General features: G+C 59.2%; 22 protein-coding genes and 1 pseudogene. 13 read left to right on the top strand and 10 right to left on the bottom strand.

What is annotated here, in order from left to right:
- Positions 1-15: 15 nt before the first annotated feature.
- Both minD and minE read left to right on the top strand, forming a co-directional pair.
- Complete coding sequence (minD, locus tag RBH71_RS05395; RefSeq protein ID WP_323687194.1) at positions 16-831, top strand: septum site-determining protein MinD; 816 nt, start codon at positions 16-18, stop codon at positions 829-831.
- Positions 828-1,088, top strand: a complete 261-nt coding sequence (minE, locus tag RBH71_RS05390) for a cell division topological specificity factor MinE (protein WP_003510750.1) — start codon at positions 828-830, stop codon at positions 1,086-1,088. The genes minD and minE overlap by 4 nt, the downstream gene beginning before the upstream one ends.
- A gap of 45 nt (positions 1,089-1,133) precedes the next feature.
- Here the strand turns inward: minE and RBH71_RS05385 are convergent, their stop codons facing one another.
- The 3 genes from RBH71_RS05385 to RBH71_RS05375 all read right to left on the bottom strand — a co-directional run bounded on the left by RBH71_RS05385 (position 1,134) and on the right by RBH71_RS05375 (position 5,346).
- Positions 1,134-2,036, bottom strand: coding sequence for an amino acid ABC transporter substrate-binding protein (locus tag RBH71_RS05385; protein WP_097100189.1), 903 nt, complete (start codon positions 2,034-2,036; stop codon positions 1,134-1,136).
- Positions 2,037-2,103: 67 nt separating this feature from the next.
- The gene (locus RBH71_RS05380; RefSeq protein ID WP_035199407.1) at positions 2,104-2,997 is read right to left on the bottom strand and encodes an amino acid ABC transporter substrate-binding protein; all 894 of its coding nucleotides are present in this window, start codon (positions 2,995-2,997) and stop codon (positions 2,104-2,106) included.
- A gap of 30 nt (positions 2,998-3,027) precedes the next feature.
- On the bottom strand, positions 3,028-5,346 hold the full coding sequence (locus RBH71_RS05375) for an EAL domain-containing protein (protein WP_111802577.1): 2,319 nt from the start codon (positions 5,344-5,346) through the stop codon (positions 3,028-3,030).
- A gap of 346 nt (positions 5,347-5,692) precedes the next feature.
- Between RBH71_RS05375 and RBH71_RS05370 the strand changes: the two are divergent.
- Positions 5,693-7,052: pseudogene (locus RBH71_RS05370) on the top strand (amidase).
- Between the two features lie 46 nt (positions 7,053-7,098).
- Here RBH71_RS05370 and RBH71_RS05365 read toward each other — a convergent pair.
- Genes RBH71_RS05365 through RBH71_RS05355 form a run of 3 tightly spaced genes read right to left on the bottom strand, consistent with a single transcriptional unit; the run spans position 7,099 to position 10,111 of the window.
- Positions 7,099-7,740 carry a ThuA domain-containing protein gene (locus tag RBH71_RS05365; protein WP_003510737.1) on the bottom strand — a complete coding sequence of 214 codons (642 nt, stop codon included), beginning with the start codon at positions 7,738-7,740 and terminating at the stop codon, positions 7,099-7,101.
- Positions 7,741-7,757: 17 nt separating this feature from the next.
- Complete coding sequence (locus RBH71_RS05360) at positions 7,758-8,858, bottom strand: Gfo/Idh/MocA family protein (protein WP_111810007.1); 1,101 nt, start codon at positions 8,856-8,858, stop codon at positions 7,758-7,760.
- Between the two features lie 53 nt (positions 8,859-8,911).
- Entirely contained in the window at positions 8,912-10,111 is a 1,200-nt protein-coding gene (locus tag RBH71_RS05355) for an ROK family transcriptional regulator (protein ID WP_111789815.1), read from the bottom strand.
- A 196-nt stretch (positions 10,112-10,307) separates the two neighbouring features.
- Between RBH71_RS05355 and RBH71_RS05350 the strand changes: the two genes are divergently transcribed.
- The 6 genes from RBH71_RS05350 to RBH71_RS05325 all read left to right on the top strand — a co-directional run bounded on the left by RBH71_RS05350 (position 10,308) and on the right by RBH71_RS05325 (position 17,007).
- Complete coding sequence (locus RBH71_RS05350; RefSeq protein ID WP_111802574.1) at positions 10,308-11,609, top strand: ABC transporter substrate-binding protein; 1,302 nt, start codon at positions 10,308-10,310, stop codon at positions 11,607-11,609.
- Between the two features lie 69 nt (positions 11,610-11,678).
- The gene (locus tag RBH71_RS05345) at positions 11,679-12,617 is read left to right on the top strand and encodes a carbohydrate ABC transporter permease (protein ID WP_003510729.1); all 939 of its coding nucleotides are present in this window, start codon (positions 11,679-11,681) and stop codon (positions 12,615-12,617) included.
- Entirely contained in the window at positions 12,610-13,458 is an 849-nt protein-coding gene (locus RBH71_RS05340; protein WP_003510727.1) for a carbohydrate ABC transporter permease, read from the top strand. Before RBH71_RS05345 ends, RBH71_RS05340 begins: the two co-directional genes overlap by 8 nt.
- Positions 13,459-13,475: 17 nt before the next feature.
- Positions 13,476-14,549 carry an ABC transporter ATP-binding protein gene (locus RBH71_RS05335; RefSeq protein WP_003510725.1) on the top strand — a complete coding sequence of 358 codons (1,074 nt, stop codon included), beginning with the start codon at positions 13,476-13,478 and terminating at the stop codon, positions 14,547-14,549.
- 146 nt (positions 14,550-14,695) lie between these two features.
- A complete protein-coding gene (locus RBH71_RS05330; protein WP_003510723.1) occupies positions 14,696-15,748 on the top strand; it encodes a sugar phosphate isomerase/epimerase family protein in 1,053 nt (350 codons plus the stop codon).
- A 71-nt stretch (positions 15,749-15,819) separates the two neighbouring features.
- Positions 15,820-17,007, top strand: a complete 1,188-nt coding sequence (locus tag RBH71_RS05325; RefSeq protein WP_111802573.1) for a Gfo/Idh/MocA family protein — start codon at positions 15,820-15,822, stop codon at positions 17,005-17,007.
- Positions 17,008-17,125: 118 nt separating this feature from the next.
- On the opposite strand, the gene RBH71_RS05320 is transcribed toward RBH71_RS05325, so the two are convergent.
- The 3 genes from RBH71_RS05320 to RBH71_RS05310 all read right to left on the bottom strand — a co-directional run bounded on the left by RBH71_RS05320 (position 17,126) and on the right by RBH71_RS05310 (position 19,119).
- Positions 17,126-17,374, bottom strand: coding sequence for a hypothetical protein (locus RBH71_RS05320; protein WP_111802572.1), 249 nt, complete (start codon positions 17,372-17,374; stop codon positions 17,126-17,128).
- Between the two features lie 115 nt (positions 17,375-17,489).
- Positions 17,490-18,761 (bottom strand): glycerate kinase, encoded by a 1,272-nt coding sequence (locus tag RBH71_RS05315; protein ID WP_323687193.1) that lies wholly within the window; start codon positions 18,759-18,761, stop codon positions 17,490-17,492.
- A 4-nt stretch (positions 18,762-18,765) separates the two neighbouring features.
- A complete protein-coding gene (locus RBH71_RS05310; RefSeq protein ID WP_111801426.1) occupies positions 18,766-19,119 on the bottom strand; it encodes a DUF1304 domain-containing protein in 354 nt (117 codons plus the stop codon).
- Between RBH71_RS05310 and RBH71_RS05305 the strand changes: the two genes are divergently transcribed.
- The 4 genes from RBH71_RS05305 to RBH71_RS05290 all read left to right on the top strand — a co-directional run bounded on the left by RBH71_RS05305 (position 19,106) and on the right by RBH71_RS05290 (position 24,817).
- Positions 19,106-19,279: a hypothetical protein gene (locus RBH71_RS05305; protein ID WP_003510714.1), complete on the top strand. Its 174-nt coding sequence runs from the start codon at positions 19,106-19,108 to the stop codon at positions 19,277-19,279. The two genes, RBH71_RS05310 and RBH71_RS05305, sit on opposite strands and share 14 nt — an antisense overlap.
- 69 nt (positions 19,280-19,348) lie before the next feature.
- Entirely contained in the window at positions 19,349-20,113 is a 765-nt protein-coding gene (locus RBH71_RS05300) for an ImuA family protein (protein WP_025595750.1), read from the top strand.
- Entirely contained in the window at positions 20,028-21,545 is a 1,518-nt protein-coding gene (locus tag RBH71_RS05295) for a DNA polymerase Y family protein (protein ID WP_323687192.1), read from the top strand. Before RBH71_RS05300 ends, RBH71_RS05295 begins: the two co-directional genes overlap by 86 nt.
- A complete protein-coding gene (locus RBH71_RS05290; protein ID WP_111802569.1) occupies positions 21,542-24,817 on the top strand; it encodes an error-prone DNA polymerase in 3,276 nt (1,091 codons plus the stop codon). The genes RBH71_RS05295 and RBH71_RS05290 overlap by 4 nt, the downstream gene beginning before the upstream one ends.
- Before the next feature lie 112 nt (positions 24,818-24,929).
- On the opposite strand, the gene RBH71_RS05285 is transcribed toward RBH71_RS05290, so the two are convergent.
- Positions 24,930-25,868, bottom strand: coding sequence for an AraC family transcriptional regulator (locus RBH71_RS05285; RefSeq protein ID WP_013761499.1), 939 nt, complete (start codon positions 25,866-25,868; stop codon positions 24,930-24,932).
- Positions 25,869-25,966 lie beyond the last annotated feature (98 nt).

Genomic DNA, 25,966 nt, shown 5'->3' with positions numbered 1-25,966 from the left:
GAACAGGAGAGCCGTATGGGGAAGGTAGTCGTTGTTACTTCCGGCAAGGGCGGGGTTGGCAAGACCACCTCGACCGCAGCGCTTGGCGCCGCATTGGCGCAGAACAAGCAGAAGGTCGTGGTTGTCGATTTTGACGTCGGACTGCGTAACCTCGATCTCGTCATGGGTGCTGAACGCCGGGTGGTTTACGATCTCGTCAACGTCATCCAGGGCGATGCCAAGCTGACGCAGGCGCTGATCCGCGACAAGCGCCTCGAGACGCTGTTCCTGCTGCCCGCCTCACAGACACGCGACAAGGACAATCTGACGCCGGAAGGCGTGGAATGGGTCATCGCCGAGTTGAAGAAACATTTCGGCTGGGTCATCTGCGACAGCCCGGCCGGTATCGAACGCGGAGCGACGTTGGCCATGCGCCATGCGGATGTGGCCGTCGTGGTCACCAATCCGGAAGTCTCCTCGGTGCGTGACAGTGACCGCATCATCGGCCTGCTCGATTCCAAGACGCTGAAGGCCGAGCGCGGCGAGCGCATGGAAAAGCACCTGCTTCTGACGCGCTACGATTCGGCCCGTGCCGAGCGCGGCGACATGCTGAAGGTCGACGACGTTCTGGAAATCCTCTCCATTCCGCTGCTCGGTATCATTCCCGAAAGCACGGATGTGCTGCGTGCTTCCAACGTCGGTGCACCGGTTACGCTCGCGGATGCCCGTTGTGCACCTGCCATGGCTTACTTCGACGCTGCCCGCCGCCTGTCAGGCGAGGACATTCCGGTGGTCATTCCGGGCGAAAAGCGGGGTATCTTCTCCAAGATCTTTGCTAGGAGGGCTGCATGAGCATTTTCGGCCTGTTCCGTAAACAAAAGTCGGCACCGCTTGCGCGCGAGCGACTGCAGGTGCTGCTTGCCCACGAAAGGGCGTCGTCGGGAACCGATCTCGTCGCCGTCCTCCGGGAAGAAATTCTCGCCGTCATCGCCAAGCATGTGCAGATCGATAACGATCGGGTGCATGTGAAGATGGATCGTGACGAGCACGTCTCCATACTGGAGATCGATGTCGAGATACCGTTGAGCGCCGACCTGCGCGCCGCGTGATGGTTTGTCCGAATACCGCCGCCCCTTGCAGGGCGGCGTTTTTCTTTACTCGGCCGTCGTATCGACCGGCATTCTAAATGCCTCGGCCAGATCGTCGGGAAGCGGGCGCTTGAGGTTTATGCCGTTCGGCGGGATCGGCGCGTTGAACCACTTGTCGTAGATCGCGTTGATTTCGCCGCTTGCATAAATTTTCCCAAGGGCTTCGTTGACGGCGTTCTTGAAGGCGGTGTCGCCCCGTCGGAGCATCAGGCCATAGGGTTGTGGTGGGGCGAGATATTCGTTCGAGATGGAATAGTCTTCTGGCTTGCCCGTTTCAGCGACGAAGGACCTCAGAAGAATATCGTCCATGACGAAGGCCGAGGCTCGATCTTCCGTCACCATGTCGAAACTGCCTTCCGTACTGTCATTTTGCAGGACGGCGATGTTCAGTCCCAGTTTGCGGTTAAGCACATTCAGCTGACTGATATTGATCGTTCCCGTCGTCACCACCACGGTTCGCCCGGCAAGATCGCTGACGCTTGTCATGTTGCTTGATTTCAGGGCGACATAACGCGTGCCGGTGATGAAGTGGCTGTAGGAAAACCACACTGCCTTGCGTCTTTCCTCCGTATTCGTGCTCGCCACGCATTCCATGTCGATTGTGCCGTCATTGAGAAGCGTGATGCGGTTGCTGGGGGTGCGCTTGACGAAATCGATTTTCAATTCCGGCAGGCCCAACTTCTTCTTGATGGAATCCGCCACCTTCAGGCAAAGTTCGATGCTGTAACCGATCGGCTCCGGACCAATTCCCATATAGGAAAAGGGAAGATTTCTGTCGGCAAAGCCGAGTCGGATGGTGCCGGTTCTGGCAATGGTTTCGAGTGTAGGCGGTTGGGTGTCGTCGGCGGCTGCAATGGTGGGTAAAAGACTAAAAACCCCAAGCATGAGCCACAATGTCGATCTCTGCATCGCGCATCTCCAGCCAAAATTATCTGTCAAAACATTTTCATAAAATAGAGGTGGGTTTTTTACTCTCTCAGTCCCGGTATTCGCTCGGATGGTCATAGGCTTGTTTCAAGGAGGCGGTCATCGGCAGGTTCAGGTTCATGCCATTGGGCGGAATGGGTTTGGTGAACCATTTTTCGTAAAGGCCGTGAATGGTGGGACCGGTGAAGATCTGCCGCAGGCTTTCGTTGACCGCCGCCTTGAAGGCCGGGTCGTTGCGCCGAAACACCAGGCCATACGGTTCGGGTGCGCTCAGCGTTTCGTCCGAGAGCGCGTAGAGGTCTGGATTCTCCGATGTTGCCGCCAGCGCCGCCAGCAATATGCCATCCATGACGAAAGCAGAGGCCTTGCCGGCAACGACGAGTTCGAAGGCTTCCTCATTGGTTTTTGTGGGCATCACCGAGATATTGAGGTTCTTTTCGCGGTTCACCGCATTCAGCTGCTCGATGTTGACCGTGCCGGAGGCGGATGTGACGGAGCGTCCGGCCAGATCGGCAAGGCTCTTCAGATTGTCCTGTTTACGGGAGAGAAATTGCGTCGCGGTCATGAAATTCGGATAGGAGAAATCCACCATTTTCCGGCGTTCGCTGTTGTTGGTCGTCGCCGCGCATTCAATATCGATCTTTCCGCTACGGACGAGAATGAACCGCGTCGCGGGCGTGGCCTTTACATATTCTATGTCGAGTTTGTCCAGCTTCAGCTGCGTGCGGATGTCCTCGCTGATCGCGCGGCAAAGATCAGTCGAGAAGCCGGTCACTTCTCCGTCCGGCAGCTGATAGGAAAACGGCGGTTCGGCCTCACGATAACCGATGCGGATTTTCGCGGTCTTGGCAATCTGCCGAAGCGTATCGCCTTCGCCGGCGGCCTGCACCGGAGTTGTGGGGATAAAGCATGTGAGGAAAAGGCAAAATACTAAAATGCGCATTTTATGTCCTTTTGGCTGTCAGCCGCGTTCTCAAATCGCTTTTTGTGGCGGGTAATAGGTTTCCTGCATCGGTCGCCCGCCGTCGCTATATTCGTCGTTTCCGGTTTGGGCGATGACTGCACGGTTTTTGAGTATCCGGGCAAGCGGCGCCGGCTCGGCAAAATAATAGCCCTGTGCCTCGTCGCATCCGGAAAGCTTGAGGGCCTCGACCTGTTTCTTGTCTTCCACGCCCTCGGCGGTGACTTTCAGGCCGATCTGTTCTGCCATGTCGATGATGGTGTTGACGATGGCCGAGCACATTGGATTTTCCGGCAGGCCGGAAACGAATTCGCGGTCGATCTTGATCTTGTCGAAGGCAACATGCGTCAGCGTGCTCAACCCGGCATAACCGGTGCCGAAATCATCAAGCACGAGGCGGACGCCCATTTCCTTCAGCAGCTTTAAAGCCCTGGCGCTGTTGTCGCGCTCGAGCATTGCCGTTTCCGTCACTTCAAGCTCGAGCCGCTCGGCCGGGAAGCCGGAGGCTTTCAGCGCGCTGTCAACGATCGGGACAATATCGTCATTGCAAAGCTGCACGGCGGAAAGATTGACGGCAAGTCGGATATCCCTGGGCCAGGTCATGGCGTCCATGCAGGCCTGCGCCAAAACCCATTCGCCCAGAGGTTTGATGAAATTGTTTTCTTCGGCAAGCGTTATGAAGCGATCCGGCGTGATGATGCCAAGCTTGCTGTGCCGCCATCTGGCAAGGGCCTCGTAGGCGACAATGCGGCCGCTCTCCAGATTGACCACGGGCTGGTAGTACAGCTCGAATTCCTGGTTTTCGAGCGCGGATTTCATGTCTATTTCGAGCGCGTGCTTGTGCTGCGCCGCCATGTCCATGCCAGGCTCGTAAAAGACAAAAAAGCCGCATCCCATGGATTTCGCCCGGTAGAGACCAAGGTCCGCATGTTGCAGAAGCTGGGTGGCGGAGTTGCCGTGATCGGGCGCGCAGGCGATGCCGATGCTGGTATCGACGCTTATATGGCTACCTTCGAGGCTGAAGCTGCGCGAGACCGCATGGACCACGCGCTTTGCCAGCGCGCCCGCATCCTCGCGACAATTATCGGTCACCGCTTGTATGATCGCAAATTCGTCGCCGCCGAGCCTGCTCACCATGTCGTTTTCACCGAGCACGGAGGAAATCCGCGAGGCCACGGCCACCAGCAGGGCGTCGCCTGCCGCGTGTCCCAACGTATCGTTGACGGCCTTGAAGCGGTCGAGATCGAGCAGCATGACGTTGAACGGCTGGCCTGACGTGGAAAGATGTTCGAGACGGTTCTCCAGCGTCTTCATCAAGAGCACGCGGTTGGGAAGCCCCGTCAGCGCATCGTGATGGGCCATATGTTCCAGTTGCTGCGCCATGTCGCGGATCTGCCTGAGCCGTCCACGTTCCAGAACGGCCTCCCGCAGGGTTTCGATGGCGGTGGCCATGTCGCCGATCTCGTCCCGTCGATCCTGAAACGGCGTGACGACATCGGTTTCCTCACGGGCGATCCTGAGTGTCGCCTGCACCAGCGCCGGAACGGGTTTCAGAAAATGCCTGGCAATCAGCGTCACGAGAACGCCGGTGACGGTCAGAACAACGATCAGGGCGACGAGCGAATTGTAGATGAGCTTGCGCTGCGCGCCATAAAGCGCGTCCGAACCGCCGATGCTGACGGCGACCGCGCCAATCGGCTTTTTCGTTTCCGTGCTGATGATCGGCAACAGGCCGATATAATGGCTGGAATCGCCAATCGTCGCAAAGCCGGTGGCAAAACGCGCGGCGACCGCATCTCTGGAGAAGATGGGATCGGTGGCAATCGGTTTTTCGGCGTCGTCGGTGGCGTTGTCGAAGGCCGCCGCGATTTGACGGAATCCGGAATCGGCCTCATCGTAGCGGAAAAGCCAGACGGCATTCTTGGTCTGCGCACCGATGAGGGCGAGAACGTCGCTGGGGTTGAAGCCGGTAACGAGAATGGATGCGTCGTCGCCAATCGGCTTGTCGGTCAAGATACCGTTCACCTGTCCGTCCGTGTCGGCGGTGACGCTGACATAGGTATAGATGCTGCGCAGGGTGGCGCTGGCAATCTGCGAATTGACGCGGGCTTGGTTGAGCCATTGCTCGCTGGCGGCGGCAACGAACATGTACCAGCCGACGAGCGCCCCGATGCTGTAGGAAAAGATCACGCCGCCGAGAAATATCAGGGTTATCTTGCTGGCGAGCGAACGCCGCCTCGAAAAGCGGCCTGGTACCGGCTGCGTCGTTGAGCGAAGCGTGTCACCGGTTTCAGTCTGTCTATCTATCCCCCGATAGGCAGTCTCTTCCATTCGCGATATTCCCCCGCGATGTCGCGTTATGATTGTTTTATGGAATTTTTATAGGGCATGTATTTCAATGGTGTCTGCTAAATAATTCAACAAAGTTTAGATGCGATTAAGAATTAATCCGTCTTTTTATAGTCGCCGCTTATATAAGGCGCCGAAAATATGTACCTCAGGTTGAAATATTCGGTGGCTTGTGATGGGACATCGACGCCAAATACGCCGATGCATAGGGGCCTCTTTTCGCGCTCATCAACCGGGCTTTATGGTTGCAAGGGTACCGCGATTGACCTTGCCAAGCTGCCGATAAACGGCATGTTGTGCGTAACATGCCGGTTTCAGGGAACATATCATGGCTCACAAGGGCAAAAACATCGCGCAGCTTTCCATTCTCATCCAGAGCGGCCATCTTGATCCGCGCGCCTTGGCGGAAGAGACCCTTGATGCAATCGGGAAATCGGAAGACCGGGCGATCTTTGTCGGCTTGACGGCGGAGCGGGCCATGGCGGAGGCGGAAGGCGCCTTGAAACGCATTCGCGAGGGTCGATCCTGCGGCGTGCTCGACGGCATTCCAGTGGCCTGGAAGGACCTTTTCGATCTCGAAGGCACTGTGACCACGGCTGGATCGACGGTGCTTTCGAATGATGCGCCTGCGTCCCGTGACGCGGATGTGGTGAGCGCGCTGAAGGACGCCGGGATGGTCTGCATCGGCCGTACCAATATGAGCGAGTTCGCGTTTTCCGGCCTTGGCATCAACCCGCATTACGGAACCCCGCGCAATCCCGCCTCCAAGGATGTCCACCGGCTGCCGGGCGGCTCTTCTTCCGGCGCGGGTGTCGCGGTTGCGGCCGGCCTGGTGCCGGTGGCAATCGGTACGGATACCGGCGGATCGGTGCGCATTCCCGCCGCCTTCAACGGTGTGGTGGGGTACAAGGCGAGCCGCGGCCGTTACTCGATGCGCGGCGTCTATCCGCTGGCTAAAAGTCTCGATTCTGCTCGGCCCGCTCACTCGCACTGTGCAGGACGCCGTGTGGGTAGATGCCGCCATGCGTGGCAAGGCGGCTGTTGATGCGGCGCGCGCACCTCTGTCCGGCTTGTCGCTCGTCGTGCCGGAAACAGTGTTTTTCGATGGCATCGAGGAGGGCGTCGCGGTCGCTTTTGAGCAGGCGGTGGAACGGCTTTCCCGGGCCGGCGCTTCTGTACGGCGGCAGGCATTTCCGGTCTTTTCGCAATTATTCGATCTTATCAAGGAAAAGGGTGCGCTGGTAACGGCGGAAGCCTTCGCCCTGCACAAGGCGCGGCTGGAAGGTGCTGATGCGGCTCGCATGGACCCGCGCGTGGTTGCGCGAGCAAGACTGGGCGCGAATATCTCCATGCCGGATTACATCGCCATTATCGAGGCGCGCGAACGCATGACGGCGGCTTTTTCGGGCATGACTGGCAAGAATGAGCTGCTGATATCGCCGACATTGCCTCATGTCGCGGCCAAGGTCGCACCGCTTGTGGAGAATGATGAGACCTTCTTTGCCATGAATGCCAAGACCCTGCGCAACACCCAGATCGGCAACTTCTTCGATCTCTGCGGCGTTTCCATTCCCTGCGGCACGGGCGAGGCGGGCATGCCCGTTGGCCTGCTGCTATCAGGCCTGCACGGCACGGACGACCACGTTCTGGGTGTGGCGATGGCTGCAGAAGAAATTATCCGGGGTTGATGATAGGGAAAAGGCGGCCTTGTTTGGCCGCCTCTCAATGCACGCTTTAACGTGCCGCCCAGTTGGCGCCGCGGCGGAACATGGTCTTCATCTGCGGCACGGAAAACTCCTTGGCCTGATGGCCAAGCGCCGAATAGAAGACGCGGCCCTTGCCGTATTTGCGTTTCCAGACCACCGGCATCACTACACCGTCGATCCACCAGGCGTGGTCGCCGGTGAATTTTGTCGTCGCCAGCACCTCGTTGGATGGATCGACATGCATGTAGTATTGCTCCGATGTGTAGGGGAAATCGGAAATTCCCTCCATCAGCGGGTCGTCGGGGCGGGTGATGTTGACGTGATAGTCGATGATATTGCCGGGATGGGCGACCCACTGGCCGCCGATCATGAACTGGTATTCGACGCAGTCGCGGAAACTGTCGCCTGCACCACCGTGAAAGCCGGCAATGCCGACGCCGTTTTCGACGGCAGCGGTGAGATTCTTGATCTCTTCCTTCTCGATCTTCGACATTGTCACGATCGGCACGACAAGGCTCAGATCATGCACGGACGGATCGGCGAACGCCTCCGTGCTGTGTTCGACATATACCTTGAAACCATCCTCTTCCAGAATATCCTTGACGATTGTGGCGCATTCCTGCGGCTCGTGGCCGCTCCAGCCGCCCCAGACGATGAGTGCTTCGCGCATTTATTTCCTCCTCGGGATTATTTGCCGAGCTGGCCGTCGACCAGCGAAGTTTCAAGGGGAGCAGGGCGCTCCACCTCGGTGGTGATGGAAACGGTGGTGCCGCTGTCCGATGCCGTCTGGAAGGCCTCCATGACCTCCAGCACGTGCAAGGCAAGATCGCCATTGGCGCGGTGCGGGCGGTTTTCGCGTATCGCATGGGCCATGTCGGCCACGCCGATCGAGCGGTAGTTGCCGTCAGCATAGGGCGAAGACAGTGCCTGCGGCTCGAACTGGCCGCCCTTTTTCAGCAATTGCACCTCACCGCCGAAATGATTGGGGTCGGGCACGATCAATGTGCCTTCCGTTCCGTAGATTTCCAGCGGTACATGTTTGTGGCCAGCCACATCGAAGCTCATGCCCACCTGCACCACCGCGCCGTTCTTGAATGCCAGCACGCCGGAAACATGGGTGGCGACATGAACTGGGATTTTCTCGCCATTCTTAGGTTCGCTGGTGATGAGGCGTTCGTTGCGCGGCGCGATGGCGAAACCTGCCACCTTGGCGACCGGGCCGAACAGGTTGACGAGATCGGTGATGTAATAGGGTCCCATATCCAGCATCGGCCCGCCGCCGACTTCGTAATAAAAGGCGGGGTTGGGATGCCAGCGCTCATGGCCGGGGCACATGAAGGTAGCCGTTCCGCCAACCGGCTGGCCGAGCACGCCTTCGTCTATCAGGCGGCGCGCGGTCTGGTGCCCGCCGCCGAGGAAAGTGTCCGGTGCCGAACCGATGCGCAGGCCCTTTGCCTTTGCCGCGTCCGCAAGCCGTTTACCCTCCGCGAAATTGATGCCGAGCGGCTTTTCCGAATAGGCATGTTTTCCCGCCTCAAGTGCGCGCAGGCCCACCTCCACATGCGCCTTGGGAATCGTCAGGTTGACGATGATTTCCACGGAGGGGTCAGACAGAAGTTCGTCGATACTTCTTGCCTGAAGGCCGAACTCGTCTGCCCGCGCTTTTGCTGCGTCCTCGTTCATATCCGCCAGTCCGCGAATGTCGAGAATGGGAAACGACGCCATCGCCTTGAGATAGGCGCTGGAGATGTTGCCGCAGCCGATGATGCCGATGCCGACCTTGTTCATGTGATTTCCTCCCGTAAATCAGAAATGCCTAAGCCCACTCTCAACCTTGCCGGCTAGAGCGCCGGCCCTGTGGTGTTCCATGGCGATTCGTAAAGCTCGTAAAGTGCGACAGCTGCCGCCCCCTGCGCCCACAGTTCGTCGCTTGCAACGTCGAAAACCAGCTCTGCGACGCCTGCCAGCGATGGCGGCACGGCGGCGTTGTAACTGTCGCGGATGCTGGTAATGAAGGGTTCGCCGAGCTCGAGACTGGAGCCGGTGATGATGACCCGTGGCGGCGCAAACAGCGTGACGATATTGGCAAGCGTCAGGCCAAGGGCTGCACCGGCGCGCAAGGCTGCCGCAATAAGATCGTTGTCTTCCGCCGCAATCAGTGCATGGGCATGCTGCATGCCGCGACCAAGCCGGATAGCTTCTGCAAAACGCCCGTCCACCGGGCGGGAACCGAGAATGGCGTTCTCGCCCGCCTGGCTCGCCAGCCGCACGGTTCCTTCACTGGCAAGGCCGATCACGAGGTCGCCGAGATTGTGGCTGAGGCCGCCTGCACCACGAAACAGCTGGTTCTGATGCATCACGCCAAGCCCGAGTGTCTGCTCGAGCGAGATCAGCACCATGTCCTCCAGATCGCGCGCATGGCCGAACCAGTGATGGGCAAGCGTGATGGCGTGGGCGTCGCTTTCGATGATGGTGGGGGAATTCAGTCGTGAGGTCATTTCCTCGGCAAAATCGACGTTTACTTCCCGCAGGATAGGGCTGCTGCGGATCCTGCCGGTGCGATGTTCGATGACGCCTGGCAGGCCAAGGCAGACCATGTCCACATCTTCCAGCGACAGTCCGGCATCGACCACGCAACGCCGCACCCCGTCTTCCACCAGATCGGCAATGACGCCGATCGGTTGGCGGTCTACACGGATCGGCAGGGCGAGAGTGGACAGCACGTTGCCGCAAAAATCGGTGACGACGAAGACCATGCGGCTTGCCGCAATCTTGGCGCCCACCACGCGGGCCGCATCCGGGTTCAGCTCCAGCATCACCCGCGGCCTGCCGCGTGCGCCCTCCGTGCGGATATCGCCGATATGGCGGGTAAGGATAAGCCCGTCATCGAGCAGCGATGCGGTGATCGCCGATACGGTGGTGGTGGAAAGCTGCGTTCTTTCGCTGATTTCCACCCGGGAGATCGGTCCGTAGCGGCGGATGCTGTCCAGCACGCTTAGCCGGTTGATCGCGCGCATCAGTTCTGGGTCTGCGGTCTTCATGGGGTCCTGCTGCGATCAATGCCGGTTCGAAAACCAATTTATGTCGGATTGCGGATTAAATAACGGTGTCAGGGAGGGGTGTGTCAAGTCGTTCGCTCAAAAAATCGGCATGGCGCCTTGACAATGAGCGAGTGCTAAGGTGAATTAATCCGCATTGGGGAATAAATGAGGAAATCCCCGAGGGAGGATCACGATCATGACGATTAGGCACGCAGGCGCAAGCCTGGGCGGCAGGCTGATAGGCTTTGCCACAACGACAAGCATTGCTCTCATGCTCGGCGCCGCAAGCGCCTCGGCCGCAACGGTCGTTAAATGGATGCATGTGGAGCTGGACCCGAAATCCGTGGCCGTCTGGGAGGAGATTGCCAAGGAATATGAGGCCAAACATCCTGACGTGGACGTGCAACTGCAGTTTCTGGAAAACGAGGCGTTCAAGGCAAAATTGCCTACCCTGCTGCAGTCCAACGACGTTCCCGATTTCTTTTATAGCTGGGGTGGCGGTGTTCTTGAAGAACAGTCCAAAACCGGTGCGCTGAAGGACCTGACGGAAGTTTTCGACGCCGATGGTGGCAAGCTGCGCCAAGCCTATAGCGCGGCCGCAATCGATGGTCTGTCGTTTGACGGCAAGGTCTGGGCCGTGCCTTACCGCGTCAGCCTCGTCAGTTTCTTTTATAACAAGGAGCTGTTCGCCAAGGCGGGCGTAAAGGCGGAAGACATCAAGACCTGGGACGATCTCGGCGCCACCGTCAAGAAAATCAAGGCAGCCGGTATCGTTCCGATTGCCGGTGGTGGCGGTGAAAAATGGCCGATCCATTTCTACTGGAGCTATCTCGTCATGCGCAATGGCGGGCAGACCGTGTTCGACGCCGCCCGCAAGGGCGAGGGTGAAGGCTTCATGGATCCCTCCATCATCAAGGCGGGCGAGCAACTGGCCGAGTTCGGCAAGCTCGAACCCTTCCAGCCCGGCTATCTCGGCTCCACCTGGCCCCAGGCGCTCGGCGTCTTCGGTGATGGCAAGGCCGCGATGATCCTCGGCTTTGACAATACTGAAGCCAACCAGCGCAAGAATGCCGGTGACGGCAAAGGCCTTGCGGCAGACAATATCGGTCGCTTCGCCTTTCCCGCCGTCGAAGGTGGTGCTGGCAAAGTCACCGACACGCTGGGCGGTCTGAATGGTTGGGCAGTCACGAAAAACGCTTCCATGGAAGCGATCGATTTCGCGGCCTTCCTGACCAGCAAGGAAAGTGAAGAGAAGATGGCGGCTGCGGGCATGATCCTGCCGGTTGCGACGGGTGCGGATGGAGCGGTCAAGAACCCGCTGCTGGCGGATTCGGCCAAGCAGCTTGCAAGCTCTACCTGGCACCAGAACTTCTTCGACCAGACACTGGGCGCTGCCGTTGGCCGCGTGGTCAACGATGTCTCCGTCGAAATCGTTTCCGGCCAGATGAGCGCCGAAGAGGGTGCCAAGCAAATTCAGGATGCTTTCGAGCTTCGCTGATTTCGGTTCCATGACGGCGCCGCGCGGGACGCGGCGCCGCAGTATCTGCCTGAATGAAAGCGGATAGAGATGACGGATATTTCCATGACTTCTGCGTCCATACCGGCGCGTGGCGCGTCGAAGACGAAGCGCAAGCAAAGCTCGGTCGCGCATGACCGAGCACTGACCCTGCTGGTCTTCCTTCCGCCCGCATTGCTGCTCTTTACCCTGTTCGTCATCCTGCCCATGGGCGAGGCGGCATGGTACAGCCTTTACCGCTGGAACGGTTACGGCACGCCGACCGATTTCGTGGGCTTGAAGAATTTCCAGGTCCTGTTCGGCAATGCCGCCTTTTCGCAGGCTCTGCTCAATAACGGCCTCATCATCCTGATTTCCGTGCTGATCCAGATCCCGCTGGCGATCTGGCTTGCCATGATGCTGGCGCACCGCCTTCCGGGCGTCGTTGCCTTTCGGCTAGTTTTCTTCCTGCCCTATGTCCTTGCGGATGTCGCGGCCGGCCTGATCTGGCGCTTCGTTTATGATGGCGATTACGGCCTTTTCGCTGCCATCTCCAATTTCTTCGGGTTCGCCAATCCTTACGTGCTGGCCGACAAGGATGTGGCGATCTACGCCGTGCTTGGCGTCATCGTCTGGAAGTATTTCGGTTTCCACATGATGTTGTTCATCGCCGGCCTTCAATCCGTCGACAAGAACGTGCTGGAAGCTGCCGAAATCGACGGCGCCTCCGGCTGGCAGAAGTTTCGATACGTCACCTTGCCAATGCTCGGCTCAACGGTGCGCCTGTCCGTCTTTTTTGCGGTGATCGGCTCGCTACAGCTGTTCGACATGATCATGCCGCTCACCGGCGGCGGTCCGTCCAACTCCACGCAAACCATGGTCACCTTTCTCTACACCTACGGCGTCATGCGCATGCAGGTGGGGCTTGGCAGCGCGGTGGGTGTCGTTCTCTTCGTTATCTGCGTGACGCTCGCCTTCGGTTACAAAAGGATTTTCATGCGCCATGACTGAACCATCCACTTCCGTCCGCATGCCGCTGCAAACAAAGCTCTATCTTTATATATCGCTGAGCCTGATCGCGGCCATCGTGCTCATCCCGCTTCTGACGACGGCGCTTGGCGGCTTCAAGACGCTGGGGGATCTCCGCGTCAACCCGTTCGGCCTGCCAGCCGAGTGGCAATGGGCCAATTACGGCGATATCCTCTTTGGCAAACGCTACTGGCTCCAGATATTCAATTCGCTGGTGATTGCGCTGTTGACGGTCTTTTTGACGCTGACCGTCTCGGCCATGGCCGCCTTCACCTTTGCGCATGTGAAGTTCTTCGGCTCTTCTTTCCTGCTGAATTACTTCCTGCTGGGACTGATGTTCCCGGCGGCGACCGCCATCCTGCCGCTGTTCATCCGCATCCGCGATCTCGGTCTGCTCGATACCTATTGGGGCGTGGTTCTGCCGCAGGTGGCTTTTGGGCTCGGCATGAGCATCCTTCTGTTTCGCAATTACTTCCGCAATCTGCCGGAAGAGTTGTTTCAGGCCGCTTTTGTGGATGGTTGCGGCTATCTGCGCTTCTTCTGGCACATTTCGATGCCGCTCTCACGACCCATCGTGGCGACGGTGGGGATCGTTTCCTTCGTCGGCAGCTGGAACAGCTACATTCTGCCGCTGATCATGCTGAACTCGGAATCGAAATATCCCTGGCCACTCGGCATCATGGTCTATCGCGGCGAATTCGGCACGGAATGGCAGCTCGTGCTCGCCTTCATCACGCTGACGATCCTGCCGACCGTCATCGTCTTCTTCCTCGCACAGAAACACATCATCGCGGGCCTGACGGCCGGTGCCGTCAAATCGTGACTTGAAAGGAGCAAAACATGGCTTCCGTCGAACTTAGGGATATCCGCAAGTCCTATGCCTCGCTCGATGTCATTCACGGCATCTCGCTCGATATAACCGATGGCGAATTCATTGCGCTGGTCGGGCCTTCGGGCTGCGGCAAATCTACCCTGCTGCGCATGATCGCCGGGCTGGAGGAAATCACCGATGGGGATATCCTCATTGGCGGCACCGTCGTCAATTCCATGACGCCGCGCGAGCGCAATATCGCCATGGTATTCCAATCCTATGCGCTTTATCCGCATATGACGGTCGCCGAAAACATGGGCTTCAACCTGAAGCTTGCCGGGCAGCCGAAAAACGTCATCGATGAGCGCGTGGCGGAAGCCGCACGCATGCTCGATCTCGGCAAGCTTCTGGACCGCAAGCCCTCGCAGCTTTCTGGTGGCCAGCGCCAGCGCGTCGCCATGGGCCGCGCCGTGGTGCGCAACCCGGCCGTCTTCCTGTTCGATGAGCCGCTGTCCAATCTGGATGCCAAGCTGCGCGTGCAGATGCGTAGCGAAATCAAGGCTCTGCATCAGAAAGTAGGTACGACCTCCATCTACGTCACCCATGATCAGATCGAGGCAATGACGCTGGCCGACCGGGTGGTGGTGCTCAATCACGGCCGTATCGAGCAGCAGGGCACGCCGCTCGAACTTTACAAGACACCTGCTAATCTCTTCGTTGCCGCCTTCATCGGCTCGCCGGCCATGAACCTCATCGAAGGCGTGGTCGACGGCGAGGGCGATCAACCTGCCGCCCGGCTGAAGGACGGTACGGCGATCCGCATTGCCGCCTCAAGAAATGTCAAGCGCGGCCAGTCGGTGACGATTGGGTTGAGACCGGAACATATCGGTTCGACCGTCGGCGGCGATATTTCGCTGTCCGGCAGGACGGTGTTGGTCGAGCCGACAGGCGCGCAGACGCATGTGGTCTTCGAACTGGCGGGCGATCAGGTTACGGCGGTGGTGGATGGCGAGCAACTGGTCAAGGTCAACACCCCCTTTGCCGCCACCGTGCATCACGAGCGTGTGCATGTGTTCGACAGGGCAAGCGGTCTGGCGCTTTAGACGTGTTTCGTTTTTTAGTGGAATAACGAAATTCTCTCGCTCCCCGGCATTTGGGGCTTGTCTGAAAATTATGAGCGGTTAGCTTGGCAAATTGGGAGCCAAAGCGGTTTTACCGCTGAACTGTATCGATACAGGAGGAGATTTTTATGAAAACGATCAAGGGACCGGGTCTTTTTCTCGGTCAGTTTGCCGGTGATGCTGCGCCTTTCAATACATGGGACGGCATTACCAAATGGGCGGCAGAAAAGGGTTATGCCGGCGTGCAGGTTCCCACCTGGGCCGGGCAGTTGATCGATCTGAAAAAGGCTGCGGAATCCAAGGATTATTGCGATGAATTTGCGGGTGTCGCCCGCCAGAACGGCGTCGAGGTAACCGAGCTTTCCACCCATTTGCAGGGCCAGCTGGTTGCCGTTCACCCCGCCTATGACGAGGCCTTCGATGGTTTTGCAGCACCTGAAGTGCGCGGCAATCCGAAGGCTCGCCAGCAATGGGCGGTGGAACAGGTGAAGCTTGCCCTGAAGGCTTCGAGAAATCTCGGCATCAACGCACATGCGACCTTTTCGGGTGCTCTTGCCTGGCCCTTCATCTATCCGTGGCCGCAGCGCCCGGCCGGTCTGGTGGAAACCGCCTTTGACGAGCTGGCAAGACGCTGGACGCCGATCCTCGATTACGCCGATGAGCAGGGCGTGGATGTCTGCTACGAAATCCATCCCGGCGAAGATCTGCATGATGGCGTGACTTTCGAGATGTTCCTGGAGCGTGTGAAGAACCACAAGCGCGCCAACATGCTCTACGACCCGTCGCATTATGTGCTGCAATGCCTTGATTATCTTGACAATATCGACATCTACAAAGACCGTATCAAGATGTTCCACGTCAAGGACGCTGAGTTCAATCCGACCGGCCGCCAAGGCGTGTATGGCGGTTATCAGGGTTGGGTCAACCGTGCGGGCCGCTTCCGCTCGCTGGGTGACGGGCAGGTGGATTTCGGTGCGGTCTTCTCGAAAATGGCTGCCAATGATTTCGACGGATGGGCAGTGGTTGAATGGGAATGCGCGCTGAAACATCCTGAAGACGGTGCCCGGGAAGGGGCCGAGTTCGTCAAGCACCATATCATCCGCGTCACGGAAAAAGCCTTTGATGATTTCGCATCTGCCGGCACCGATGATGCGGCCAACCGGCGCATGCTTGGGCTTTAAAAGCATTTCCAGGAAAAGTGTGAAGCCGTCTTCCGTGTGGGAATGCGCTTAGAAAATGCCGAGGAGACATTATGGCTATTGAAGGAAAGACAACCGACAAGGCGAACACGCGGATTCGCCTGGGCATGGTGGGTGGCGGTTCGGGTGCATTTATCGGCGGCGTTCATCGCATGGCCGCGCGGCTCGACAACCGCTTCGATCTCGTGGCCGGGGCCTTGTCCTCGACACCGGAAAAATCCCTCGCCTCCGGCCGCGAACTCGGGCTTGCTCCAGAGCGTTGCTATGGGTCATTCGAAGAAATGGCCGAGAAGGAAGCGCTTCGCGAGGATGGTATCGAGGCGGTAGCGATCGTCACGCCCAACCACGTACATTATCCTGCGGCGAAGGCGTTTCTGGAACGCGGCATCCATGTCATCTGCGACAAGCCGCTGACCTCCAATCTGGAGGATGCCAAAAAGCTGAAGGACGTGGCGGACAAGGCGGACGCGCTGTTCATCCTCACCCATAACTACACCGGTTATCCTATGGTGCGGCATGCGCGTGAACTGGTGGAAACCGGTGCGCTCGGGAACATCCGTCTGGTGCAGATGGAATATCCCCAGGATTGGCTGGCTGAGCCGTTGGAGCAGACCGGTGCGAAACAGGCCGTCTGGCGCACCGATCCGGCGCAATCCGGTGTCGGCGGCTCCACAGGGGATATCGGCACCCATGCCTATAATCTCGGCTGCTTCATTTCCGGTCTGGAAGCCGATGAACTGGCAGCGGATGTACATACCTTCGTGGAGGGTCGCCGTCTGGACGACAATGCGCATGTGATGCTGCGCTTCAAGCCAAAGGACGGCAAGCAACCAGCCAAGGGCCTGCTTTGGTGCAGCCAGGTGGCTGTCGGGCATGAAAACGGGCTGAAGGTCCGCGTTTACGGCGACAAGGCAGGCATCGAGTGGACGCAGGCTGATCCGAACTATCTCTGGTTCACGAAGCTTGGCGAGCCGAAACAACTCATCACCCGCGGCGGTGCTGGCGCCGGTGCCGCGGCCGCACGCGTCACGCGCATTCCCTCGGGCCATCCGGAAGGATATCTCGAAGCCTTCGCGACCATCTATACCGAAGCGGCCCACGCCATCGAAGCCCGCCGCACCGGTTCGAAGCTAGACAAGGCGGTCACCTATCCGACCGTCGATGACGGTGTCAAAGGCGTCGCTTTTGTCACCGCCTGCATCGAATCCGGCAAGAAGAATGGCGGCTGGGTGAAGCTGTAAGATCGACATGGCGTCGCGGCGTATTTCTTCTCCCTGCGGGGGAGAAGGGCCGGATGAGGGGGCAAGCTCTCGGCGTATCTCTGCCTGCTTTCCCCTCACGACACACCTGAAGACGTGATCAATTTACGTGTGTCATCTGCTGCAGCGCCCTTTCCGTCACGGGGCAACCGTCCTGTATTTTCGTCCAGGACGAGACGTTGAGTTTCATTTCGCAGCGCGCGAGATAGGAGCCGCCATCGACCCTCAGGCAGGATGTCTGGCCGAGTTCGAACATGACACCGCGATTTCGGCATTTGCAATTGTGGGCATCCGCCAAGGTGGGGATCAGGGCCAGGGCTAGACCAATTACGAGCACTCCAAAACGCATGGCTGAGGCTCCAAAAGACAGGCCACCAGATTATACCTGTCCGACGGTATAGTCAAAACAGCCACCTTCAACGATGCGCACCGCAGGGCCATAACAGGCTCGAGCTCTCCCGCTTTCACCCGATCAAAATCGCCCTGATATCATTCACATTCGTCAGCGTCGGACCGGTCACGACAAGGTCGCCAACCGCCTTGAAGGCGGTGTAGCTGTCGTGTCCCACCAGCGACTGGCGCGGATCGGCACCGGCGTTGCGCATACGCGCAAGCGTATCGGGCGTCACCAGTGCGCCTGCCGCATCCTCAACGCCGTCTATGCCGTCGCTATCGCCGGCGATGGCCCAGATACCGCCTGCACCCTTCAGCGTCAGCGCAAGGCTCAGCAGAAATTCCGTGTTGCGCCCACCCTTGCCGGCCAGCCCTTTGCCGATCGTCACCGTGGTTTCTCCGCCGGAAAGCAGCACGGCCGGGCCTTTGACTGGCAGGCCCTTGCGGCTGGCGGAGAGGGCGATACCCGCCATCACCGCGCCGACATCCTTTGACTCGCCCTCCAGCAGATCCCCGAGGATGAGCGGCGTAAGGCCAAGCTTCACCGCCTCGTCCGCCGCCGCCTGTAGGGCGAGCGAGGGTGTCGCGATCAGCCTGATGTCCTCTTCTATATCGCCTGCCTTCGGCGTTTCCTCGCCCTTTTCCAGCACTTTGCGCACATTCTCGGGAAGATCGAGCGCATAACGGGAGACGATTTCCCGCACATTGTTGATATCGCTCGGATCGGCAACCGTGGGGCCGGAAGCGATTTCGGAGGGATCGTCGCCCGGTACGTCTGAAATCAACAGCGAAACCACTCTGGCCGGTTTGGCGGCCAGCGCCAGTCGTCCGCCCTTGATGCGGGAGAGGTGCTTGCGCACGGCATTCATCTCGGAAATCGTCGCACCGCTGGCAAGAAGTGCGCGGTTGACGGCCATCTTGTCCGCAAGCGTCATGCCTTCGGCGGGTGCGACCATCAGCGCCGAACCGCCGCCGGAAATTAGCGCGATCACCATGTCGTCTGCGGTCAGCCCTTCAACGGCGGCAAGAATGCGTCTTGCCGCTTCCGCACTCATGTCGTCGGGCACGGGATGGGAGGCCTCGATGATTTCGATGCACCCGGCTGGAACGGCATGACCGTAACGAGTTACGACGATACCGGAGAGGTTCACATCCGCCCAGGCCTTATCAAGCGCTGCGGCCATGGCAGCCGAGGCCTTGCCCGCGCCTACCACCACGCACCTGCCCTTGGGCGGGGAAGGAAGATGATGTTGCAGCACCTTTGCGGGATCTGCACTCGCCACTGCCGCCATAAATATGCGGTTGAGAGCGTCTTTTGCGCGGAGGTCGTTCCATGCGGTCATAGGTTCATACTCCGATCCAGAGGAAGCCGAGCGCAAACAATGCCGGCAAAGCCTGAATGAACAGGATTTTCATATTTGCGGTAATGGCGCCGAAAATGCCGGCTATCAGGACACAGGTGAGGAAGAAGACCTTGAAACTCAGTCCTTCATCGCCCTGCGTGAGCCCATAGATCAATCCGGCTGCCAGAAAACCATTGTAAAGCCCCTGATTGGCGGCAAGCGCCTTCGTCTGTCGCGCAAAATCCGCAGAGAGGCCGAAGGCCTTGCGGCCGGCCGGCTTTTCCCACAGCAGCATTTCCAGAATGGTGATGTAAACATGGATGGCCGCAACCACGGCAATCAGAATGCTGGCGATCATCGGCGGTTTCCTCCAAACCCTGATGTCCGGCGCGTCAATTATCCGCAAAAAGGGAGAGGCCGACCGGATAATCCGTTTTAACGGTGGTACACATGGCCGCAAGGCCATAATCCCTCTCTTCCCGCGCAAACCTGTTGAAGAGCCGCACAGCATTGCTTGACTCTTTGCTGAAATAAGAACAAAACAGGAACAATAAAACTGAAAAACCGGAATTGAAACCTGTCATGCCATGCAAAAGCGCGCGGAACAGTTGCTCGTTGTCGAAGAGCTGCGTGAAAGGCTGGAAAGGATCGGTGGCGGTCCTCACCGCCTGCACGAGGCCTTGCCTTTCGGCGTGGATGCCATCGATCACCATTTGCCTGGAGGCGGGCTGAAGCTCGGTTGCCTGCATGAGGTGAGCGGCGGCGGCAATGGCGCCGCCGATGGTGCGGCAGCGGCGCTTTTTGCGGCCGGTGTGGCAGCAAGGCTGTCCGGCAAGGTGTTATGGTGTGTTACTCGCAGGGATCTGTTCATGCCGGGATTGACGCAGGCGGGCCTGTCGCAGAACCGCGTCATCATCGTCGAATGCCGCGATGAGAAAGGCGTGCTCGACTGTTTCGAGGAAGGCTTGCGCTGCAACGGTTTTGGCGCCGTGATGGGCGAGCTTGCGAAGTTGCCGATGAATGCCTCGCGACGGTTGCAACTGGCGGCGGAAACCTCTGGTGTCACTGGCATCGCCATTCGCCGCTTCCGGCGCCCGGCCGATGCGGCGTTGTTTGGCGAGCCGACGGCCGCTGTAACCCGCTGGCGTGTCTCTGTCCGGCCATCTTCGCCCCTGCCGGTACCGGGGGTGGGCAGGCCACGCTGGTTTCTGGAACTTTTGCGATGTCGCGGCGGCGAAAGCGCTGCATTTGAAGTGGAAGCCTGTGATGCAAAGGGTCGTCTCGCTTTACCTGCCGACATGGTCGACGGATCGCTACCGGCGTCTTTCGGGGCAGAACGCGCCGCCGGTTGAAAAGCCGCTGGTCATGATCGGCCGTCAGGGCAGCCGCCGCCTGGTGCTGGCGCTGAACAAGGCAGCAAAGGCGGCGGGCATCCGGCCCGGTACACCCGTCAGCAAGGCGCAGGCTTTGGTGCCGGGTCTCGTTGTCGAAGATCTGGATGCGGCGGCGGATGCCCGCGCCCTGCAACAACTCGCTTTTCATTTCCTGCGTATCTATGCCCCGATCGTCGCCGCAGATCCGCCTGATGGGCTGGTGCTGGATACGGCAGGTGCGGACCATCTGCACGGCAATGAGACGCTGATGTTGAGCGGCATGGTGAACCGCCTGCATGCCGCAGGCTTCGCCGCCCGCGCTGCCATTGCCGATAGCTGGGGGGCGGCCCATGCGCTTGCCCGGTTTGGCCGTAAGGAGATCAGCATCGTATCGCCGGGAGGGCAGCGGGCGGCGATCAGCGGGCTGCCGCTGGCGGCGCTCAGGCTGGAGGAGCGTATCGTTTCCGGATTGAAGGTGCTCGGTTTTCGCACCATAGGCGAACTTGCCGAGGCTCCACGGGCGCCGCTGACCCTGCGTTTCGGCCCGGAAGTGGTCAGGCGGCTTACCCAGGCTTTCGGCGAGACTGGCGAACCTATCGAGCCGGTGCGCATTGCCGAACTGGTGGAGGTGCGCCTCGCCTTTCCCGAGCCGATCGCGGCGGCGGAGACAATTGCCCGCTATGTGCAAAAGCTGGTTGCTGAGCTTTGCGTCTCGCTGGAAAAGCGCGGCCTTGGCGCACGTCGCGTCGATCTGGTGCTGCACCGGGTGGATAGCGGCTTGCAGGCCGTGCGGGCCGGCACCTCCAGACCGGTGCGTGATGTCAAACAGCTTGTCCGGCTTCTGACCGACCGTATCGATACCATCGATCCCGGTTTCGGCATTGAGATGATGGTGCTGACCGCCACCCATGCCGAGCCGCTTGTCGCCGCGCAGGCCCGGTCCTCGCTTCTGGAGGAAGGGCGTGCGGAAATCGCCGATACGGTCGATGTCATCCTCAATCGCGGCCACAGGGTCTATCGTTATGCGGCGGTGGCAAGCGACGTGCCGGAACGTTCTCTTGCCAGCGTTGCGGCGCTGGCACCTGAGGATACGCTCGGCTGGCCTTGCCACTGGCCGCGCCCGGTCAGGCTTTTTGCAAGGCCGGAACCCATCGAAACTCTGGCGCTGCTTCCGGATCATCCGCCGCGTTATTTCATCTGGAAAGGCGTGCGCCATAATGTGCGGCGCGCTGATGGGCCGGAACGGGTGTTTGGCGAATGGTGGAAACGCGACCGCGAAAAGGCCGCCGTGCGCGATTATTTCACTGTCGAAAACGAAAGCGGCGAGCGCTTCTGGATTTTCCGCTCCGGTGATGGCGAACATACCGAGACGGGCTCGCAGGGCTGGTTCATCCATGGGGTCTTCGCATGAGCACGCCGCGCTATGCCGAGCTTCAGGTGACCACGCATTTCTCCTTCCTGCGCGGTGCAAGTTCCTGTGATGAACTGTTCGAACAGGCAAAAAATCTCGGTATCGAGGCACTCGGCATCGTCGATCGCAATAGCCTTGCGGCCATTCCCCGCGCTTATGAAGCGGCCGATAATCATGGCATCCGGCTCGTCATCGGCTGCCGGCTCGATCTGGATGACGATCTTTCCGTGCTTGTCTATCCCATGGATCGCCCGGCTTACGGCCGGCTTTGTCGGCTGCTTTCCGTCGGCAAGAAGAGGGGTGGCAAGGGTAAGTGTCGGCTCACATGGGACGATCTCGTAGCTTATGGCGAAGGCCTTATCGTGGTGCTGCTCGCCGATCTGGCTGACGATCTCTGCGCGCTTCGCCTGCGCCGGTTGAAAGCCGCTTTTGCTGACCGGGCCTATATGGCGCTGAGCCTGCGAAGACGACCCAACGACCAGATGCGGCTTTTCGAATTGTCGAATATGGCTGCAGCCGCTGATGTGCCGACTGTTGTTACCAATGACGTGCTGTTTCATGTGCCCGAGCGTCGCATGCTGCAGGATGTCGTTACCTGCATCCGGCACAATTGCACCATTGACGAGGCGGGTTTCCGGCGCGAGCGGCATGCCGACCGCTATATGAAGCCGCCTCAGGAAATGCACCGGCTGTTTGCCCGCTACCCGGAAGCACTGGCCCGCAGCCTCGAAATCGCGAAGCGTTGCACCTTTTCGCTGAAGGAGCTGGTCTATCAATATCCTGAAGAGCGCAGCCTGCCGGGGCTGACGGCGCAACAGGCGTTGGAAAAGCTCGTCTGGGAAGCGGCGCCGGGGCGTTATCCGGATGGTCTGCCGGAGAAGGTCGAAAAGGCGCTGCATCATGAGTTGGGGCTTATCGGCAGGTTGGAATATGCACCCTATTTTCTGACGGTAAATGCCATCGTCCAATTTGCACGGGGGGAAAATATTCTCTGTCAGGGGCGCGGCTCAGCCGCCAATTCGGTGGTATGTTATGTGCTCGGTATCACCGCCATCGATCCTCTCAAGGTTGATCTCCTGTTCGAACGTTTCGTTTCGGAAGAACGGCGCGAGCCGCCTGATATCGACGTGGATTTTGAGCATCAAAGGCGCGAGGAGGTCATCCAGTGGGTTTATAACACTTATGGTCGCGACAAGGCCGCGCTGTGCTCGGTCGTCACCCGTTATCGCGGGCGCGGGGCGCTGCGCGATGTCGGCAAGGTTCTGGGCCTGCCGGAAGATTTGACCAAACTTCTGTCCTCGCAGGTCTGGCGCTGGAGCGAAGGGGTGGGCGAAAAGCAGGTGCAGGAACTGAACCTCAATATGGAGGACCGCCGCCTGAAGCTCGCCTTCGAGCTGGCCAACCAGCTTGTCGGCACGCCGCGCCATCACAGCCAGCATCCGGGCGGCTTCGTTCTGACCCATGACCGGCTGGACGAGTTGGTGCCGATCGAACCCGCCGCCATGGACGACCGGCAGATCATCGAATGGGACAAAGACGACATAGATATCGTCAAATTCATGAAGATGGATTGCCTGGCGCTCGGCATGCTCTCCTGCATGAGACGCGGTTTCAACATGTTGGAGGAGCGCACGGGCGTTAAATACGATCTCGCCACTGTCCCACAGGATGATAACCCCACCTATGCCATGATCCAGAAAGCCGACACGCTGGGTACCTTCCAGATTGAAAGCCGGGCGCAGATGTCCATGCTGCCGCGGTTGAAGCCAAAGATATTTTACGATCTCGTCATTCAGGTCGCCATCGTTCGTCCCGGTCCCATTCAGGGCGATATGGTGCACCCCTATCTTCGTCGCCGTGACAAAAAAGAAGAAGAACATTATCCCAAAGAGGAGCTGAGAGGCGTGCTGGGCAAAACGCTGGGTGTACCGCTGTTTCAGGAGCAGGCGATGCGCGTCGCCATCGAATGCGCCGGTTTTTCACCTGGTAAGGCGGATCAGTTGCGTCGCGCCATGGCGACCTTCAAGAATGTCGGCACCATCTCCAAATTCCGCCAGGATATGATCGATGGCATGGTGGATCGTGGTTATGAGCAAGAATTCGCCGAACGCATCTTCAAGCAGCTGGAAGGGTTCGGCAGTTATGGTTTTCCAGAAAGCCATGCGGCCTCCTTCGCGCTGATCGCCTATGCCTCCTCATGGCTGAAATGCCATCATCCCGATATTTTCTGTACGGCGCTTCTCAATTCGCAACCCATGGGGTTTTACGCCCCGGCGCAGATTGTGCGTGATGCGCGTGACCATGGCGTGGAGGTGCGCCCGGTTTGCGTCAACTACAGCCGGTTTGATTGCACGCTGGAGCCCACGGGCAAGAAGAATGCGAATGGTAAAGAGCGCTACGCCGTGCGGCTTGGCCTGCGCATGGTGAAGGGGCTTTCCAACGATCATGCAGCAAAAATCGTCGCCTGCCGTCAGGATCGCGATTTAGTTTCCGTGGACGATCTCTGGCGGAGGGCAGGTGTTCCCGCCGCTGCCCTAGTCTGTCTCGCCGAAGCCGATGCCTTTCTGCCGTCGCTGTCGCTTTCCAGACGCGAGGCGCTGTGGGCCATCAAGGCGTTGCGGGATGAGCCGCTGCCGCTTTTTGCTGCCGCTGCCAGTCGGGAAAACGCTGTGGTGGATGAGCTTTCCGAACCCTCCGTCGCGCTGCGGCCCATGACTGATGGCGGCGAGGTGGTGCAGGATTATGGCCATGTGGGGCTGACCCTGCGCGAACACCCCATGTCCTTCCTGCGGCGCGATCTTTCCCGCCGGCGCATCGTCAGCTGCGCGGAGGCGGTGCGCGTCCGTGATGGCACGTGGCTGGAAACGGCGGGGCTGGTTCTGGTGCGCCAGCGCCCAGGCTCGGCAAAGGGAGTGATCTTCATGACTCTGGAGGATGAGACAGGTATTGCCAATGCGGTTCTGTGGGTCAAGACCTTCGAAAAATACCGGCGCGTGGTGCTTTCCGCCGGCATGGTCGGTATTTACGGCAAGATCCAACGGGAAGGCGAGGTGGTGCATCTGGTCGCCCACCGGCTGACCGATCTGTCAGAGGCGCTGGCAAGCGTGGGTGAGCGCAACCACCCCTTTCCTCTGCCGCATGGGCGCGGCGACGAGTTCCACCACGGTATTCCGCCGGACGATCATCGCAACATCAGGAAACGCCCACCGCCTGCGACCCAGGATGGAGATGAGATGGAGAGGATAAAGGTCATTTCCCGCAATTTCCATTAGAGCATTTCCAGTAAAAGTGCGTAGCGGTTTTACGTCCAGAAAATGCGTAAAAACAAAGAGATAGAGCGCGTCAAAAGTTCCTGTTTAAACCGGACGTGCTCTAAGATGCGCTCTATGCCGCATCTTCCAGACCAGAGGTATCCTTCCTGCGGAACTGGCTGGGCGGCGCGCCGATCACGCGTTTGAAGGCGCGGCTGAAGGATGCCTCGGAATCGTAGCCGAGCTTTTCCGCCGCCAACGTGACACGCATACCCTCGCGCAGCCACAGTCGCGCCTGATGCATGCGTATGCGAACGACATAACGGGCTGGGCTTTCACCCACCACACGGGTGAAGCGTTCTGCAAAACTCGAGCGGGATGCACCCATCAGGGAGGCAAGCTCTTCCACGCTCCAGTCTTTCTCGGGGGTAAGGTGGATCGCTGCAAGCACCCGTCCGAGTTCGGGATTGCGCACGGCGGCAAGCCAGCCGCTGGAATCGCCGCAACCATATTCTACCCATGTGCGGATCAGTGTTGCCGTCAAGACATCGGCAAGCCGCGCCAGAATGCCACCGGCACCAACACGGTTCAGTTCCACTTCGCGCGCCATGGCTTCCAGGAGATGCGGAATGGCCGGATCGCTTTTGGCGAGATCGCTGGTCAGCATCACATCCGGCATCAGTTGCAAAAGCGGATGCAGATTATCCATGTTGAAACGCATCGAGGCGGTAAAGGCTACCGTGTCGCCGCCGGCACCGGCACATTCCATGTCGAAAATGCCCTGACATACTTCCTTTTTACCGAACCGGTCGAAGAGGGCGGGTGTCACATCCTCGCCGCTGCCCAGCACATGGGCGTGGCCACGGGGAAGAAGCACTGCATCGCCGCACGTAAGCGTCAGCCATTCTCCGGAAGGTTTGCGTAATTTTGCCTGGCCCACGCCGATAAAATGAAACCGCGCCGCCTCCTGCTCGGGAAAGGCCGTCGCCCAGGGCGTTGCCATGCGGCAGCGGCCATATTCCACGCCGTCAAGCCGCAGACCACGCAGCATTTCCGTCAATGCATCATTCATGGCAACTCACAAATTCGGACGTTTGGTTAAGGAATGCGGATTTTTTAGCATGGAAACGCCGAGCTGTCACGCGTAGCTTACGACCATCGATTTGTGAG

Origin of the sequence: Rhizobium sp. AN68, from assembly GCF_030758035.1 — a bacterium.
GTDB classification, from domain to species: Bacteria; Pseudomonadota; Alphaproteobacteria; order Rhizobiales; family Rhizobiaceae; genus Agrobacterium; species Agrobacterium tumefaciens.
This window is presented reverse-complemented; position numbering and strand designations above follow the sequence as displayed.